This window comes from Ensifer sp. Root127, assembly GCF_001425225.1.
In the GTDB taxonomy this organism is placed as follows: domain Bacteria; phylum Pseudomonadota; class Alphaproteobacteria; order Rhizobiales; family Rhizobiaceae; genus Ensifer; species Ensifer canadensis.
Genome location: NZ_LMDX01000002.1, coordinates 178569 through 194622, shown reverse-complemented (window position 1 = coordinate 194622; position 16054 = coordinate 178569). Strand labels below are relative to the sequence as shown.

The following is a 16054-nucleotide window of genomic DNA, read 5'->3' as shown; positions in this document are numbered from 1 at the left end:
TGGGTCGTCAGCCTTTCATGAATGCGTCGATCTGGTCGAGCGTCAGAGCGCGAGCGTCGCCGCCCTTGCGCCAACCGTCGTACCAGTTTGCCGTCCACGCGATCGCTTCGTCTTGCGAAAGTCGGGAGGCCCAAGAGAGAGTCATGGCGGCAAGCGCCGGATCGAGCCCGAGCGTCTGCATTTCCCGCGGCTGGTCGGTCGAGGAAACATCGCGCCATTGCGGCGGCAGGCCCATCGCGGCCTGGACCGCTGAGGCGACGTCACGGACGGGGATCTGACGCTCGGCAGGCGAGGGGCCGAAGTTCAGGGCATCAACGGCAGTCTCGCCGGCATAGAGCGCTTCGGCATAGACGAAATAGCCGTTGAGGCAGTCAAGCACATGCTGCCACGGCCTCGTCGCCATGGGGCTGCGAATATCGAGCGCCTTGCCGGACAGAGCAGCGCGGACAATGTCGGGCACCAGTCGGTCGGTCGAAAAATCGCCGCCACCGAGCACGTTGCCGCCGCGTGCTGTCGCTACCCGGATGCCGCGCTCACGCAGGAAGGCATCACGCCAGGTCGAGACGACCAGTTCACAGGCGGCCTTGGAGCCGGAATAGGGATCGTGCCCGCCGAGCGTCGCATCTTCGGGAAAGTGCCTTCCGCTTTCGTCGTTGCGGTAGACCTTGTCGGTCGTGACCACGACGATTGCCTTCAATGCCGGAGCAATGCGTGCTGCCTCGAGCAGGCGCACGGTGCCCATGACATTGACATCGAATGTTTCGGCAGGGGTTCTGTAGCTTTCTCGCACCAGCGGCTGTGCCGCCATGTGCAGGATGATCTCGGGATTGCTCTTTTGCACCGCGGCCGCGAGCGCATCGGCGTTGCGGATGTCGCCGAGATGCTCCTTGCCGTCAGCCTGTCGCAAAAGGGTGTGCAACGACGGCTCGGCGAGCGGCGCCAGCGCATAGCCGGTGACGTCGGCACCCATTTGCCTGAGCCACAGCTGCGCCCAGCTTCCCTTGAACCCGGTATGCCCGGTTAGAAAGATGCGCTTGCCCGCCCAGAAGTTCCGGTTTGCCAGGCGGCTCATGCCCAGATTTTCCACGGCGCCGAGCCCTGCTGCCAGAGCTCTTCGAGTTGGGTCTTGTCGCGCAGGGTATCCATCGGTCGCCAGAAGCCATCGTGGGGGAAGGCCATCAGTTGCCGGTCTCTGGCAAGGCCCTCCAGTGGCTTGCCCTCGAAGGACGTGCTGTCGCCCTCGATGCGATCGAGAACGCTTCGGTTCAGCACGAAGAAGCCGCCATTGATGCGGCCGTTGTCGCCGGCCGGCTTTTCCGTGAAGCTTCGCACCTCGCCGTCATGGGTCGCCAGCGCACCGTAACGCCCCGGCGGCATGACGCTGGTAACCGTTGCTTCTCTGCCGTGGCGAAGATGAAAGTCGGTCAGCGCCTTGATATCGACATCGGCAACGCCGTCCCCATAGGTCAGGCAGAACGTATCACCCAAGTGGTCCGCCACGCGCTTCAGCCGTCCACCGGTCATCGATTCCGTGCCCGTATCTACCAGTGTCACGCGCCAAGGTTCAGCCTTGTTGGAGTGAAACAGCGTTTCACCCGTCGCCATGTCATAGGTCACGTCGGATGAGTGGAGGATGTAGTTGGAGAAGTACTCCTTGATCATATAGCCACGGTAACCGAGGCAGATGACGAAGTCCGAGAAGCCATAGTGGCTATAGATCTTCATGATGTGCCAGAGGATCGGCCGCCCGCCGATCTCGATCATCGGCTTCGGGCGCAGATGGCTCTCTTCCGAGATGCGGGTCCCGTAGCCACCCGCAAGAATGACAACTTTCATACGACTGCCCCTTGACGCAGTTTACGATATAATACCGTGAAGGATTGCTCCAATAGCGCTATCTGCCGCGGACGGCCCCTCTATATCAGCAGCCGCTTGCCCGATCTACATCTGCAATCGCTTACGCAATTTCGGTTTATTGGCAGCGAGAAATCGCTTTTTTTGACGCACACTTTCGATCGATACGCTGACGAGTGGGTTCTCCAACGGGCTGCTAGGCCCTGAGAAGAAAGCCCTCCGGAGCCACGGTCACCAGAAGCTTGCCGTCAATTTCGCCATTGACGCTGAATTCGGGATGGTCCGCCAGATAGGCGCGCACGGCCGTCTTGGGGTTGTCGCCGACGTTCCACGGACGGTCATTGAAGAAGTCCCGTGGGAGGTCCTCGACGAATGTATCGAACACCACGCAGTAGCATCCCGAGGTGACGAGGGGGGCATAGGCTTCCAGTTCGGCGAGCACGTGATCGTGCGTGTGCATGGAGTCGAGGCACACCATTACCCGTTCGTATCCCTGCGCCGCCTGTTGAACCTGGTCAACGACGTCCTTGGCGATCGAGGAACCTTCGATCAGCTGGATTCTCGACGCCATTGGATGCTCTTCAATGGCCTTGCGATTGTGCTTGCGGATGTCGATATCGATGCCGATCACCTTGCGGTTCGAGACCTTCGGATCGATCGTGACGCCTTTTTCGATCGCATCGCACATATCCAGCATCGCCAGCAGCGAGGCGCTCAGAACGATCGAGCCGCCATGCGCGATACCGGTCTCGATGATCAGGTCCGGCTTTGTCGCCCAGACCAGTTCCTGCATCGCCTGGATGTCCTGCGGATACTGGATGATCGGGCGCCCCATCCAGTCGAAATTGTAGACGTAGCGTTTGTCCATGGACATCTGCCGCCATTGCGACGACAGCGCGGTGAACGCCTCGTCGGTGCCGTAGCCGGCAATGGCAGCCATGCGCTCTGCGGAGAATTGCTTGATCGGGTCCATCCGAAGTCCTTTCGGTCGATGCTGAGGATCGCCAGCGTGTTTTAAGGGGCAAACGAGAGTATGTCCGCAATTCTGTCGATAACGCGCTCTGGTTTAAACGCGAACTCGGCCCGTATGCGGTCGATGTCTATCGGTGGGAATGTGATTGTCGGAGCATGGTCGGCGACGTCAACCCGGCAGCCCGTGTGGCGAGCGAGCCCAGTCACCCAGTCAGCATTGCTGGTCTGTTGACCGCTCGCCACGTTGTAGATCGTTTCCTGTCCATTTTCGGCAATTTGCGTCAAGAGTTTAACCGCGTCGTCGATCCAGATATAGTCCTTGGCCGACGCCATACTGCTCCGCAGCGTGATGTGACCGGCCGCTGCTTCCCGACAGAGATCGCCGATGAAACTCTCCGATGTGGCCGATGCCGGCCCGACGACGTTGGACAGGCGGGCGATGCGCACATTCGGCCTGCCGGACGCATTGCAGATTGCCTCACCTGAAAGCTTGGAGAGATTGTACAGATCCGATGGGTTGCCGGGGCGAACGGTCAAAGCTGCCAATTCGTCCGTGTTCGTGCTGCCGGCATAGACCCGCGTCGACGACAAATAGAGAAACGACGTGAAGTCGCAGTCTCGCAGCAGTTCGGCGGCCAAGCTGACATGCGCCTCGATCGTATCGAAAGGTCTCTGCCGAAAGTCGGCCGTAAGCCCTATGGCGTAGATCACATGCGTGCCATGGCAGGCCTCGGTCAGGCGGGCGTCGCGTGCAGGGGCGATCACTTCGTGGCCGAGTGACGTCAGATAGGTCAACAGGTGGCGCCCGACAAAGCCGCGGGCGCCGAGCAGGGTAAATCTCAAGATCGATATCCCAGGGTTCTCAATGGATTCCCGCCGGTGATCGAATAGGCCTCGACCGTGCCGCGCACGATGCTGCCTGCCGCGATCACGCAGCCCTTGCGCAGGATAGTTCCATCGAGAAGCACACAATTGGCCCCAAGCCAGACATCGTCCTCGATGACGATACCGCCTCTGCTTTCCTGGAAGCCCTGCTCACGTATCGGGCGGCTCTTGTCGCGGAATTCGTGATTGACGGGTGCAAGCGTACAATTCGCGGCGATCAAGACATTGTCGCCGATGGTGATGCCGTGACCGCTGTAGAAAACGCATCCACTGTTGATCGTGCAGTTGCGGCCGATCACGATGTCGCCACTGCCGCCGGCCGGCTTGAACTTCACGAAACTGTCGATGACCGAGTTCTCGCCGATCACGTATTTCGAACCGCGCACGGAGGCTTCCAAATCAGCCAGGTCGCTTATCCGCGCCGTGAGGTGTGCCTCGATCATTGTTCAAGCCGTTCGCTGTGCACGGCCTGCACCAGTCGCACCCTGCAGGGTCACACTACGCTTGTCCGTGCTTGCATTTCCGCGCGTCTTATGTCCTGAGAATTTGTTGGCCGTCAATATCTGCGGGCTGGAACACGACCCTTGTTCTGCCCACCGACCCGTTCCACGAGAAAGCCGATGTCGCGTTTCAATCGTATCGCCACACCCATCCCCGATCTTTTGGTCATCGAGCGTCAGCGCTTTGGCGACGAGCGCGGGTTCCTCTCGCGCTTCTTTTGCCGCGAAGAGCTTGCCGATTTCGGCGCCGATGGCACGATCGCCCAGATCAACCACACGATGACGCACCTCAAGGGCACGATCCGTGGGATGCATTTTCAGCGTGCGCCGCATGACGAGGCCAAGTTCGTGTCCTGTCTCGCCGGCTCCGTCTTCGATGTCGCCGTCGATCTGCGCCCGGGTTCGCCCACCTACCTGCAATGGCACGGCGAGGTTCTGAGCGCAGAGAACGCGCGATCGATGATGATCCCCGGTGGATTTGCGCATGGATTTCAGACGCTCTGCGAAGACTGCGAACTGATCTACCTGCATGACAAACCCTATGCGCCGGAGGCGGAGGGCGGGCTCAATGCGTTCGATCCGAAGCTGGCGATCGGCTGGCCGTTGCCTGTCGCCCAGATGTCGGCGCGCGACCAGGCATTCACCTATATATGAAGCGATTGCTAAAATAGCGTCTGCTGCCTGATCCCTTGCATTGTGCTATCCTCTCGCGCTGGCGGCCGAGTGTCGGCGAGGCGATGGAGATGCAGCGCAAGCTGGTTGCGATCATGGTGGCGGATTTCGTCGGGTCGACCGCGGCGATGGAATCCCATGAGGAAGAAGCCGTCGAATGCGTCTCTGCGTGCCTGAAGGCCGTGGGCGACACGGTCGCGCGCCATGATGGCCGGGTCTTCAACACCGCCGGCGATGCCGTGCTTGCAGAGTTCACGAGCCCGGTCAACGCCCTTCGCGCAGCCATGGAGGCGCGCAGCTCGCTTGCGGCCATCCCCGATGCCACGCCCAACCACATGCGCTTCGGGTTGCATCTTGCCGATGTGCTTGCCGTCGGCGACGACCTCAGGGGCAACGGTGTCAATCTCGCCGCCAGGCTGCAATCGAGTGCTGCCGCCGGCGAAATCGAAGTTTCCCAAGCTCTGTACGAGCAGGTGCGGCGGGTCTCGCCCTGCGCCTTCGAAGAGATCGGCGAGCGTCGCTTCAAGGGTGTCAGCGAGCCGATGCGTGTCTATCGGGTCGGGACGACGATCGACAGGCATCGGTTTCTCTCGGCGCCGACGCGCGAGGCGCCGCCGGCCGCGATGCGGCCCAATTCGGTGATCGTCACGCCCTTCGTCGCCTTCGCTGCCGGTCAAGACGACCAGTCCTTCCTGACGGAGGGGCTGACCGACGACCTCACGCTGGAGCTCGGCCGGCTGAAGAGCCTGTTCGTCAGCTCGCGGTCGGCCTCCGTGGTCCTTGCCATCCGTGATCCCGTCGAGGTGGGGAGGGCACTGGGGGTGCGCTATGTCGTTTCGGGCTCCGTGCGCAAACTGGGTAGCCTCGTGCGGCTCAACGTGTCGCTGTGCGAGACGACCCACGGGCATCTGGTCTGGTCCGACCGGATCGAGCGGCCGTTCGAGGAGCTGCTTGCCATCATCGACGAGGTGACCGCCCGCATCGCCGCAACAGTGGCAGGACGGATAGAGCAGGCGGAGCTGGTCGCCGCGCGGCTGAAGCGGCCGGACAACATGTCGGCCTACGAGTACTACCTGCTTGGCCTCGACCACCATCGCCTGATCGGTGTCGCCGATCGGCATATCGGCGAAGCCATGCACTGGTTCGAGCGCTCGATGGATGCGGATCCAACCTTCGGACGGCCGGTCGCCATGCATGTGTGCGCCTGGAGCAACCTGCCCGATTTCGACCTTTCGGCCGGCGAGCAGCAGGTCGCACACGCGCTCGATCTCGATCCTACCGACCCGGACTCCCATCGCATCATGGGTGCGATCAAGTGCATGGAAGGCGACTTCGCGGCATCGCGGCATCATCACGAGCGGGCGATAGACCTGGCGCCCAACGATGCCTACATCGCGGGCCGTTGTGCGGCTTTCTACACCTATGCGAACCAGGCGGAGCGGGCGCTCGAGCTGCTCGACCGGGCGGAGATGCTGGACCCGTTTCTACCGGTGTGGATTGTAGAGGAGCGCGTCGCCTCGCTCTATGTGCTCGGCCGGCATGACGAGCTTTTTGCCGTGGCGCGGGCGCTTCCCTATCAGACCCGGCGCACGCTGATCTATCGTATCGCCGCGCGGATGGCGCGCGGCGATATTGACCGGGCGCGCCAGTTGGTGGCGCAGATCCAGGCGCTCGATCCAAAACTGACGGCCGGCTATATCCGCACCCAGGAGTTCTTTAGGGATCGGACGATCACCGAAGCGCTTGTCGATCGCGTGCATGCCGCGGGCTTGCCATTGGCCTGATGGCGCTGTCGGCGGATGACGCCGCCCTCGGTTTCAGCTCGCGCGCGCCAAAGCCACGGCGTCGGCCCCCGCCGGGAAATGCAGCTGTTCCGACGTATCATTTGCAGCGCGCCATACCGCGTCCGCCACATCGCTCTCCGTGGTAATCAGGGCCGGGTTTGCAAAAGCGGCAAAGATCGGCTGCGCGAAGGCCGCATAGGTTTCAGGGATCAGATCTTCGATGCGCACGCCGACATTTTGCGAAAACCGCGTGCTCGGAGCGTAGCCGGGCTCGACCAGTTTGGCGCGCACGCCGAAGGCGCGAAGCTCGTGGGTAAGCGACCCGGTAAACCCCTCGATTGCCGTCTTGCTGGCGGTATAGGCGGCGGCAAGAGGCATGGCGGCGAGCGTCACGCTTGATGTCACATTGACCACGACGCCGGACCGCCTGCGGCGCAATTGCGGGATCACCGCCTGTGTCATTGCCATGACGCCGAACGTGTTGGTCTCGAAGATCTTCCGCACATGAGCCATCGGCGTTGCCTCGAAAGCCCCGACCACGCCGATACCGGCATTGTTGACGAGCGCATCAATCGGACCGCTTACCTCCAGTGCCACCGAAATGCTGTCGGGGTCGGTGACGTCAAGCTGCACGATACGCATGCGCTCCGACCGGGGCAGGATATCCTCGCGCGGCGTGCGCATGGTCGCGACCACGTTCCAGCCGTTGGCGTGAAAGAGGCGGGCGGTTTCGAGGCCGTAGCCGGACGAGCAGCCAGTGATCAATACGGTTTTCATGACAATTTCCTTGTTCGGTTCAGATGGTGTCATGATACCGAGCGAAAACCGGACGATATATAATTGAAAGTCCGTATTTGATTTGCGATAGTCCGGAAATGATCGATCCACTCTCGGAAATCATCACGCTGCTGCGACCCCGCGCAGTGTTTACGAAAAGCATCAGCGGTGCCGGCCGCTGGGGCGTGCGTTATTCCGATTTCGGTCATCCCGGCTTCTGCACCGTTCTCGAAGGTGCCTGCCGTCTGGCGGTCGACGGTCAGGACGTGCTGGCGCTTGAGGCGGGCGATTTCGTCCTGCTGCCGACAACGCCGGGCTTCACCATGTCGGGCTTCGAGCCGGTTACCCCTGAATTCATCGACCCGAAGGCAACACCTGATCCGGGCGACGAGGTTCGCCACGGCGACCTCGATGGACCGCCAAGCGTGCGGCTGCTCGGCGGCTACTTCGTCTTTGCAACGGAGGATGCGGGATTGCTGGTGTCGCTGCTGCCGGCGCAGGTGCATGTGCGCGGCGCCGAGCGACTTTCGATCCTGGTTCGGCTGTTGACAGAAGAAGCCGCCGAACAGCGCGCCGGTCGCGATCTGGTACTGGCGCGCCTGGTCGAAGTGCTGCTCATCGAGGCGCTGCGGCTGACCCAGCGGCCGGACGCTCCGCCGGGATTGTTGCGCGGGCTCGCCGATCAACGGCTGGCGGAAGCGATCAGGGTGATGCACGGCAACCCGGCGCGCTCCTGGACAGTGGCCGAGCTTGCGAAGGCGGCCGGGCTCTCTCGTTCGGCGTTCTTCGAAAGGTTCACGCGCAATGTTGGCCTGGCGCCGATGGAATACCTGCTCGCCTGGCGCATGGCGATGGCAAAGGACCTGCTGCGCAGCCACAACGCCGAAATCGCCGATGTCGCCGAACGGGTCGGCTACGGCTCGGCCAGCACCTTCAGCACCGCCTTCAGCCGGCACGTTGGACAGGCGCCGGGACGGTATGCGCGGGCGGGTGCAGAGGGGTAGTCGCTCGGCGCCAGCCGATATGCTGTGCCAATCTCCCGATGCGTATCGATAGATTTGTTCTGCCCTTGAGTGTTTTGGCTCGCTATAGCCTTGGGTGTCGTGCAGCGCGGCTCAGTGTCGGAGTAATCGGGACGGCAGAAGGGATTTGGTTTCCAACGTTACTTGGAAATCAACTCGTTGCGCGCTTCCTGGTGTCCTGCTGACCATGGCCACGATGATCTCAAAGAGTTCGTCTTGCGCCTGCTGAGCGGTGATTTCTGCTGTCGCTGCGGCATGGGACAAGGCGTCGGCGGCGCCCAGCATCGCCCAGAAGCTGGACTGCATGATACCTCTAGGCTGAAAGCGTCGGATGCCCGGTGCTTTCTCCCGCGCAGAAAGAAGATCTCGTAGAACTTTCCCACGGCGAACGCTCTGTTTTAACACCGCCATGACGCGACAGGGCAAGCCCTTTAAGGCGCAGGCGACACACATCGCGCTAACACGATGAGGGGGCTCTTTCGCCCATTCCTGAAAACGTACACGCTAACCAGTGGTCGCTGAGCCAAAGTACGCTCCACCCTCAGTCGTCCAGAGCATTCATGATACTCCGGCCCCGCAGGACGATGGGCCGCCAAGGAGGGGGCGAACGCCGTAAGTTACCGTAACGTACTTGCTACTACGGAGCTTTGCGAAAAGGCTGCCTCGGGCGGGCATCACCCACGTGAGCCGTTAAATAAAGCAACGGGAGAACACCATGAACAGGCACGTGATCGGTCTGTCCCTAGGACTAGTTTTAGGGCAGTCAGCGATGGCTCAGGCCGCGCAGCCCGCTCTTACCGAGGCAGAGGCGCACTCTATTGCCGTGGACGCCTATGTGTATTTCTACCCGCTGTTGTCCATGGACATCAGCCGAAAGACATTCACCAACGTCGAACCCGGCAAGGAATTCGGGAAGGGTCCGATGAACGTCTTCACCAACGTTCCCGAGTATCCTCCGGCGGATTTCAAGGGTGTGGTCCGCCCAAACTTCGACACGCTGTATTCCTCCGCGTGGCTCGACATGACGAAGGAGCCCGTAGTCATCAGTGCTCCGGATACCGACGGACGCTATTACCTGCTTCCGATGCTGGACATGTGGACGGATGTTTTTGCGTCGCCGGGTTGGCGGACCACGGGCACAACCGCAGGGACATTCCTTGTCACGCCGCCGGGCTGGAGACCCGACTTGCGCGACAAGTTCATTGAGGAGTTCAAGCTCCCCGAGAACACCCAGCGAATTGAAGCGCCGACGACGCATGTCTGGGTTATCGGTCGGACAAAGACCGACGGCCCGGCTGACTACGATGCCGTACACAAGATCCAAGCGGGGTACAAGGTTACGCTCCTATCGGACTGGGGCAAGTCAGCGAAGCCGGTTGAGGTTAAAATCGATCCCAGCGTCGACATGAAGACACCGCCAAAGATCCAGGTCGATACGATGGACGCTGGCAAGTATTTCGCATATGCCGCCGAACTGCTCAAGGTCGAGCCGCCCCACCTGACCGATCAACCGATCCTCGCGGAGATGAAGAAGATCGGCATCGAACCCGGCAAGAGCTTTGACATGAGCAAGCTCGATCCGACCGTACAGAAAGCCTTGGAGAGCGCGCCGCAAGTCGCCCAGAGACTGATGGAATGGAAGCTGGCGACGTTGGCGAGGGTAGAGAACGGCTGGTCGATGAATACCGATACGATGGGAGTATACGGCAACTACTATTTGAAGCGGGCCATTGTTGCGCAGCAAGGCCTTGGCGCGAATCTGCCGGAAGATGCCATCTACCCTCTCAATCTCGCCGACGAGTCAGGGCAGCCGCTCGATGGCGCGAATAAATACACGATAGCGTTCGAAAAGAATGCCATGCCGCCCGTCAACGCTTTCTGGTCGATCACGCTGTACGACGCAGCCGGATTTCAGGTTGGCAACAGCCTCGAACGTTTCGCACTCAGTAGCTGGATGCCGTTCAAAGACAACGCAGATGGCTCGCTTGATCTCTACATTCAAAACGAGTCCCCCGGTCCGGATAAGGAGGCCAACTGGCTGCCTACACCGAAGGGAGCGTTCACTCTGACGATGCGCATGTACGCTCCGAAATCCGAAGCGCTGATCGGAAAATGGAATCCGCCGCCCGTCAGGAAGGTGCAGCTTCCGGCCCTGGCTACTCAGTGAGTTTTCGAACAGCAAACCTCGGCTGGGAGACAACTCGGGCTTGAGATGTGTTTTGCCAGTGGCCGTGTGAACGGCTACTGGCAAAAACCTAGTTTGTGGCAATCCGCAACTCTTCAACCAACAGCTCGAATTTTCGGCGGTCTTCGTCTGACAACCGAAAAGCGCTGGCAGATAGTCAGCAAGACCTTTTTCGACTACAGTTGATTATAGCGTGAGCACAATCCACGAAGTTCGATGGAGCCACTGGGCAGGAAAATTTCCAAATGCCAGCGGGCGATTGCTTGAGCCCGACTCGATCCCGGCCTCCTTTTCGGCGTCCATGGAACTCGGGAAGGAGCGCCCGCTTTGCCGATGCAAAATTTGTGAGTGGGGCACAGAGGTGGAACAGAACTCGGAGATCGGCCCAGCCGGGCCTGACGACTTCCCTGCCATTCGAGCCTTGTGCAACAGCTTCATCGACTGGTGCCGGTCACGCTACGGCGAAAACGCTTGGTTCGTCGACCGCTATTACACACCAGAAGAATGGGCCGCGCTCCTGGACAGCCTGCCGAGGATCCACTCGGCTCCACATGGCGAGATCCTTGTTGCCCGCCTGAACGGAAAGGTGGTCGGTTGTGTTATGATGCAGCGGATCGATGAACACACATGCGAGATGAAGCGCATGTTCATCAGCCCCGAGGGCCGAGGCTTAGGGCTGGGCCGCCGTCTCGCCGAAAACATCGTGCGCGTGGCTGCTGAGCGGGGCTACGCGACCATGCGGCTGGATACCGGCCGCAACCACGATGAGGCGCTGAGCCTCTACCGCTCTCTCGGATTCCAGGAGATCGCGCCTTATTACGACGCACCTCCTGAACTGTGCAACCATCTCATCTTCATGGAAGCCCCTCTGGCGGGATAGCTTCTTGGCACGCCATGGCCGCAGATACCGCGTTTGTATCAACTCGGCGACAACACGAGGACAAATGGCAGCGGCTGGCGGTAACGAGCGGGCTCGCAGAGGATCGTCTTCTTGAGGGGGTGAGGATGCTCAAGGCGCGCGAGCCACGTCAGCCTGTCACGGACATACTGGCTGGGCAGTTCATGACGTCTTCGGCGGAAATACGGCCCTGGGCAACTGATAGAAGGAAAACGTCCGGTCGGCGGCGGGCGCGGACCTAGCACCATCATTGTTCTGGAATGGTGGAAAGATGGCGCACCCGACAGGATTCGAACCTGTGACCTTTGGAATCGGAATCCAACACTCTATCCAGCTGAGCTACGGGTGCATCCGTTTGCAGCAAGGCCGCCGAAGCGGACTGTGAGCGGTTCATAGCTTAGCTTGCGCGTCGCTTCAATGGTGAAATGACGGAGTTCGCAGGGGAATTTGCGAGCGGCTCACAAATTGATGCGGAAGCCAGCCGATGGTCGAGCTTTGGAATGGGCCTGATGTGGCTGCCGGGCGGGGCGGGACAAGCTGTGCCCTTTGTGTCAGGCATGGCGGTGCGGGTGAGGGGAAAGGTCGGGCATGCAGAATGGATCAGTGGGGATGTCGAGGTGGTCTGCACCGGAGTCGAACATGACTCGTAAAGCGAGCTGAAGCCCTTGAAGCTTGCTACTCGGTTCCGCTTAAACCGATGAAACACATGGCCCGGCGATTGCCGGGCCATGTGGCGTCGTTGGTTAGGCGGTCTGCATGGCGCCGGGGCCGGGGATCGCCTTGGGCGGGACCTTGCCCATGATGATCATGCCGAGCACCTCGTCCTTGGTCACATCCTCTGTGCGGGCCTGGCCGACGACCTGGCCGTTCTTCATCACCGAGACGCGGTCGGCGAGGTCGAAGACGTCGTGGATGTCGTGGCTGATCAGGAAGATGCCGATGCCTTCGCGCTTCAGCTGCTTGATCAGCTCGCCGACCTGGGCGGTTTCCTGGGGCCCGAGGGCTGCCGTCGGTTCGTCCATGATCAGGATGCGGGCGTCGAACAGGATCGCGCGGGCGATCGCCACCGACTGCCGCTGGCCGCCCGAAAGCGCCTTCACCGGTTCCTTGAAGCGCTGGAAGTTGGGGTTGAGACGCCCCATGACTTCGCGGGCCTTGGCCTCCATCGCCACGTCGTCGAGCGTGCCCCAGGGGGTGCGCAGCTCGCGGCCGAGATAGAGGTTGGCGGCCGCATCGACGTTATCGGCGACGGCAAGCGTCTGATAGATCGTCTCAATGCCGTATTTCTTGGCGTCGCGCGGGTTGCTGATGTCGGCGGCTTCGCCATTGATCAGGATCTCGCCGCCGTCGCGCTTGTAGGCGCCCGACAGGATCTTGATCAGCGTCGACTTGCCGGCGCCGTTGTGGCCGAGAAGCGCCACGACCTCGCCGGGGTAGAGGTCGACGGAAGCGTTGTCGACCGCATGGATGCCGCCGAAGGAGATGGAAATGTTCTTCATTTCCACGAGCGGAGTGCGTTGGTCTTTCATTGGTCGGACTCCTTCTTACTTGGCACGGGCGCGGTAGATCGTGTCGAGCCAGACGGCGACGACAAGAACCACGCCGACGACGATGCGCTGGAACGGCGAGTCGATCCCCAAGAGCACCATGCCCGACTGCAGCGATTGCATGACGAGTGCGCCGATCATCGCGCCGGCGATCGTGCCGACGCCGCCGGCAAGCGACGTGCCGCCGATGACCGCGGCTGCGATCGTGTAGAGCTCGTCGAGCTCGCCTTGCGCGTTAGTTGCGGCGTTGAGGCGGGCCGTCGAGATCGCCGCGGCGATGGCGCAGAGCACGCCCATCAGCATGAAGATCTTGACGGTGACCCAGCGGGTCTTGATCCCCGCCAGTTCGGCTGCCTCAGGATTGCCCCCGAGCGCAAAGACATAGCGGCCGAAGCGCAGGCGAGTGGCGATGAATGTCATGACGATGCCGACGGCGATGGCGACCAGCACGGGGATGGCGATACCGTGCGAGATGAGCAAGCCGCCGTCCGGCCAGGCGATGCCGTTGGCGTCGGCATATTTGCGAGCAATGTTGACCGGCCAGTAATAGTGGTTGGCGATCGCCACCGCGCCCATCACCAGGATGCAGCCGAGGATGCCGAGGAAATATTCGGCCCAGACCGGGCGCAGCGGAAAGCCGAAGCGCTTGCGCTGCTTGCGCGAGTTGAGGATGGCCCCGACGATGGCGATACAGGCGATGATGCCGACAATCCAGCTGGCTGTCGCCCCGATGGACCCCTCGGTGCCACCGCCCATCAGGCGGAAGGTGGAATTCATCGGTGCAACAGTCTGGCCGCTGGTGACGAACCAGGTGGCACCGCGCCAGACGAGCAGGCCGCCGAGCGTGACGATGAAGGCCGGCACGTTGAGGAAGGCGATGATCGAGCCCTGGAGCGCGCCGATCGCGGCGCCGACGGCGATGCCGCAGGCAAGCGTGATGATCCAGATGGCGGGATGCTCGAGCCCGAGATATTGCGGCAGGACCTTGACCTGCATGACCGCCATGATCATGCCGCAGAAGCCAAGCACGGAGCCGACCGACAGATCGATGTTGCGGGTGACGATGATCAGTACCATGCCGGTCGCCATCACGGCGACGGACGAGGTTTGAACCGTCAGGTTCCAAAGGTTTCTCGGCGTCAGAAACAGGCCGCCGGTCATGATCTCGAAGCCGAGCCAGATGATGGCCAGCGCGCCGACCATGCCGAGCAAGCGGGTATCGATCTCGGTGGCGCGGAAGAAGCGCTTCACCGGGTTCTCGTCCGCGTTGCGGGCACGGTTGGCCTGGCTCTGTGTCTGATTGCCTTGTGTGATGTCGGCCATGGACGTGCCTTCCCCCCACTTTCTGTTGATGTCACCGCATCCGCCGGCGCCAAAGACCGGAATGGGACGCGACAAGTCTGATGATGAAGACAGTTGTCGAGCGCTTCTCTCGTTCGTGCCAACGCGTGCCTGAAGGTCTTACAGCGCCGCGTGTGAAATATGACGCGCTAAGGACGCTGTAAAACTTCAAGCATGCTTCATGATCCTCTCCTCAGATCGCTTCCGATTTAAGGGATCATGCAGCGGGCATTGTCCGCCCCGGTCACACCTTGCGCAAGCGCCGCAACGGGTTGCGTTGCGGCGCTTGTCGAAGGTTAGAGCTCAACTCTGTCCGGGCGGCTTATTTGCACGCAGCGACGTCGCCCTTGACGCCCTGGCAAGCTTCGTCCTTGGAGATCCAGCCGGCGTCGATGACGACGTTGAGGTTCTCCTTGGTGATCGGAAGCGGTGCGAGGAAGACCGACTGCATGGCGACGCCCTTGGGGCCGCCATTGAAGGCCGTCACGCCGGCGATTTCTTCCATCTTCTTGCCGCTCGCCAGTTCGGCGGCGATTTCGGCTGCGCGCTTGCCGAGTTCACGCGAGTCCTTCCAGACCGAAACGGTCTGGGTGCCGAGGGCGACGCGGTTGAGGGCTGCCTTGTCGGCGTCCTGGCCGGAGACCGGAACGGAGCCGGCGAGGCCCTGGGCATCGAGGGCTGCAATCGCACCGCCAGCGGTGCCGTCGTTGGAAGCGACGACCGCGTCGACCTTGTTGTCGTTTGCGGTCAGGAACTGCTCCATGTTCTTTTGGGCATTTTCCGGCTTCCATCCGTCGGTGTAGGCTTCACCGACGCTCTTGATCTTGCCGGCGTCGACAGCTTCCTTCAGCACTTCCATCTGTCCGGAGAACAGGAAGTCGGCGTTCGGGTCGGCAGACGAGCCCTTGATGAAGACATAGTTGCCTTCCGGCTTGACCTTGAACACTTCGCGAGCCTGCATGCGGCCCACTTCCTTGTTGTCGAAGGTGATGTAGAAGGCGGCCGGATTTTCGATCAGGCGGTCGTAGCCGACAACCGGAATGCCTTCGGCGGCAGCCTTTTCGATGGCCGGGCCGATGGCGTCGCTATCCTGTGCAAGCACGATCAGAGCGTTGGCACCCTGGGCGATCAGCGACTCGACGTCGGTCAGCTGCTTGGCAGCGGAAGACTGGGCGTCAGCGGAAATGTACTTGTCGCCGGATGCCTCAAGTGCTGCCTTGATGGCGGCTTCGTCGGTTTTCCAACGCTCTTCCTGGAAGTTCGACCAGGAAACGCCGACCACCAGATCCTTGGCGATGGCTGCGGAATGCATCGACGCGATGATGGCAGCCCCTGCCATCAGCTTCAAAACGGATTTCATTTCATCCTCCCGAGTGGCGGCCGGCTGAGCGTGCGAACCTCCCGCACCATCCTCGACCAGCCTTGCAACGCTGTCGAAATGCCACCGTAAACATCGTCCGGTTTTATTTTCTCGACAGTCGAGAAAATGAATGTCAGAGAATCCACGGCCTGTCAACACGGCCGACCCGGTTGCGTATGGACTGCCGATGCGCCGGTTTCCTGGGCTCGTCACCGGGGGTGCGGTGAGGGTCCGGGTGAAACGGACGCAGGCGGGAA

At 61.3% G+C, this 16054-nt stretch carries 14 protein-coding genes, 1 tRNA gene and 1 pseudogene; 5 read left to right on the top strand and 11 right to left on the bottom strand.

Annotated features, from left to right (window positions below; all coding sequences use genetic code 11):
- Positions 1–7: 7 nt before the first annotated feature.
- The 5 genes from rfbG to ASD03_RS07635 all read right to left on the bottom strand — a co-directional run bounded on the left by rfbG (position 8) and on the right by ASD03_RS07635 (position 4097).
- Positions 8–1072 carry a CDP-glucose 4,6-dehydratase gene (gene rfbG / locus ASD03_RS07655; protein WP_025428067.1) on the bottom strand — a complete coding sequence of 355 codons (1065 nt, stop codon included), beginning with the start codon at positions 1070–1072 and terminating at the stop codon, positions 8–10.
- Positions 1069–1836, bottom strand: a complete 768-nt coding sequence (gene rfbF / locus ASD03_RS07650) for a glucose-1-phosphate cytidylyltransferase (RefSeq protein WP_025428066.1) — start codon at positions 1834–1836, stop codon at positions 1069–1071. The genes rfbG and rfbF overlap by 4 nt, the downstream gene beginning before the upstream one ends.
- A gap of 214 nt (positions 1837–2050) precedes the next feature.
- Entirely contained in the window at positions 2051–2827 is a 777-nt protein-coding gene (locus tag ASD03_RS07645; protein WP_025428065.1) for a cephalosporin hydroxylase family protein, read from the bottom strand.
- Positions 2828–2868: 41 nt separating this feature from the next.
- Positions 2869–3669, bottom strand: coding sequence for an SDR family oxidoreductase (locus ASD03_RS07640; RefSeq protein ID WP_025428064.1), 801 nt, complete (start codon positions 3667–3669; stop codon positions 2869–2871).
- Positions 3666–4097, bottom strand: a complete 432-nt coding sequence (locus tag ASD03_RS07635) for an acyltransferase (RefSeq protein WP_239637559.1) — start codon at positions 4095–4097, stop codon at positions 3666–3668. The genes ASD03_RS07640 and ASD03_RS07635 overlap by 4 nt, the downstream gene beginning before the upstream one ends.
- 234 nt (positions 4098–4331) lie before the next feature.
- Between ASD03_RS07635 and rfbC the strand changes: the two genes are divergently transcribed.
- Together rfbC and ASD03_RS07625 are read left to right on the top strand one after the other, a co-directional pair.
- Positions 4332–4865, top strand: coding sequence for a dTDP-4-dehydrorhamnose 3,5-epimerase (rfbC, locus tag ASD03_RS07630; RefSeq protein WP_025428062.1), 534 nt, complete (start codon positions 4332–4334; stop codon positions 4863–4865).
- Positions 4866–4954: 89 nt separating this feature from the next.
- Positions 4955–6667 carry an adenylate/guanylate cyclase domain-containing protein gene (locus tag ASD03_RS07625; RefSeq protein ID WP_057212616.1) on the top strand — a complete coding sequence of 571 codons (1713 nt, stop codon included), beginning with the start codon at positions 4955–4957 and terminating at the stop codon, positions 6665–6667.
- Positions 6668–6700: 33 nt separating this feature from the next.
- Here the strand turns inward: ASD03_RS07625 and ASD03_RS07620 are convergent, their stop codons facing one another.
- Entirely contained in the window at positions 6701–7444 is a 744-nt protein-coding gene (locus tag ASD03_RS07620; RefSeq protein ID WP_025428061.1) for an SDR family oxidoreductase, read from the bottom strand.
- A gap of 98 nt (positions 7445–7542) precedes the next feature.
- On the opposite strand from ASD03_RS07620, the gene ASD03_RS07615 reads away from it, so the two are divergent.
- Positions 7543–8448, top strand: a complete 906-nt coding sequence (locus tag ASD03_RS07615; RefSeq protein WP_025428060.1) for an AraC family transcriptional regulator — start codon at positions 7543–7545, stop codon at positions 8446–8448.
- A 111-nt stretch (positions 8449–8559) separates the two neighbouring features.
- Here the strand turns inward: ASD03_RS07615 and ASD03_RS40315 are convergent.
- Positions 8560–8781: pseudogene (locus tag ASD03_RS40315) on the bottom strand (hypothetical protein); the annotation flags it as partial.
- A gap of 400 nt (positions 8782–9181) precedes the next feature.
- Here ASD03_RS40315 and ASD03_RS07605 point away from each other — a divergent pair.
- Entirely contained in the window at positions 9182–10633 is a 1452-nt protein-coding gene (locus ASD03_RS07605) for a DUF1254 domain-containing protein (protein WP_025428058.1), read from the top strand.
- Positions 10634–11012: 379 nt separating this feature from the next.
- Positions 11013–11531, top strand: a complete 519-nt coding sequence (locus ASD03_RS07600) for a GNAT family N-acetyltransferase (protein WP_081788909.1) — start codon at positions 11013–11015, stop codon at positions 11529–11531.
- Positions 11532–11821: 290 nt separating this feature from the next.
- Here ASD03_RS07600 and ASD03_RS07595 read toward each other — a convergent pair.
- From ASD03_RS07595 to xylF, 4 genes are all read right to left on the bottom strand, one after another.
- Positions 11822–11898: transfer RNA gene (locus tag ASD03_RS07595), tRNA-Arg, on the bottom strand.
- 394 nt (positions 11899–12292) lie between these two features.
- Positions 12293–13078, bottom strand: coding sequence for an ATP-binding cassette domain-containing protein (locus ASD03_RS07585; RefSeq protein ID WP_025428054.1), 786 nt, complete (start codon positions 13076–13078; stop codon positions 12293–12295).
- A 15-nt stretch (positions 13079–13093) separates the two neighbouring features.
- Positions 13094–14419 (bottom strand): sugar ABC transporter permease, encoded by a 1326-nt coding sequence (locus tag ASD03_RS07580; protein ID WP_025428053.1) that lies wholly within the window; start codon positions 14417–14419, stop codon positions 13094–13096.
- Positions 14420–14759: 340 nt separating this feature from the next.
- Entirely contained in the window at positions 14760–15797 is a 1038-nt protein-coding gene (xylF, locus tag ASD03_RS07575; protein ID WP_025428052.1) for a D-xylose ABC transporter substrate-binding protein, read from the bottom strand.
- Between the last annotated feature and the right edge of the window lie 257 nt (positions 15798–16054).

Coding starts and splice junctions, on each gene's coding strand:
- rfbG (WP_025428067.1), bottom strand. CDS start 1,072: ATGAGCCGCCTGGCAAACCGGAACTTCTGGGCGGGCAAGCGCATCTTT.
- rfbF (WP_025428066.1), bottom strand. CDS start 1,836: ATGAAAGTTGTCATTCTTGCGGGTGGCTACGGGACCCGCATCTCGGAA.
- ASD03_RS07645 (WP_025428065.1), bottom strand. CDS start 2,827: ATGGACCCGATCAAGCAATTCTCCGCAGAGCGCATGGCTGCCATTGCC.
- rfbC (WP_025428062.1), top strand. CDS start 4,332: ATGTCGCGTTTCAATCGTATCGCCACACCCATCCCCGATCTTTTGGTC.
- ASD03_RS07625 (WP_057212616.1), top strand. CDS start 4,955: ATGCAGCGCAAGCTGGTTGCGATCATGGTGGCGGATTTCGTCGGGTCG.
- ASD03_RS07620 (WP_025428061.1), bottom strand. CDS start 7,444: ATGAAAACCGTATTGATCACTGGCTGCTCGTCCGGCTACGGCCTCGAA.
- ASD03_RS07615 (WP_025428060.1), top strand. CDS start 7,543: ATGATCGATCCACTCTCGGAAATCATCACGCTGCTGCGACCCCGCGCA.
- ASD03_RS07605 (WP_025428058.1), top strand. CDS start 9,182: ATGAACAGGCACGTGATCGGTCTGTCCCTAGGACTAGTTTTAGGGCAG.
- ASD03_RS07585 (WP_025428054.1), bottom strand. CDS start 13,078: ATGAAAGACCAACGCACTCCGCTCGTGGAAATGAAGAACATTTCCATC.
- ASD03_RS07580 (WP_025428053.1), bottom strand. CDS start 14,419: ATGGCCGACATCACACAAGGCAATCAGACACAGAGCCAGGCCAACCGT.
- xylF (WP_025428052.1), bottom strand. CDS start 15,797: ATGAAATCCGTTTTGAAGCTGATGGCAGGGGCTGCCATCATCGCGTCG.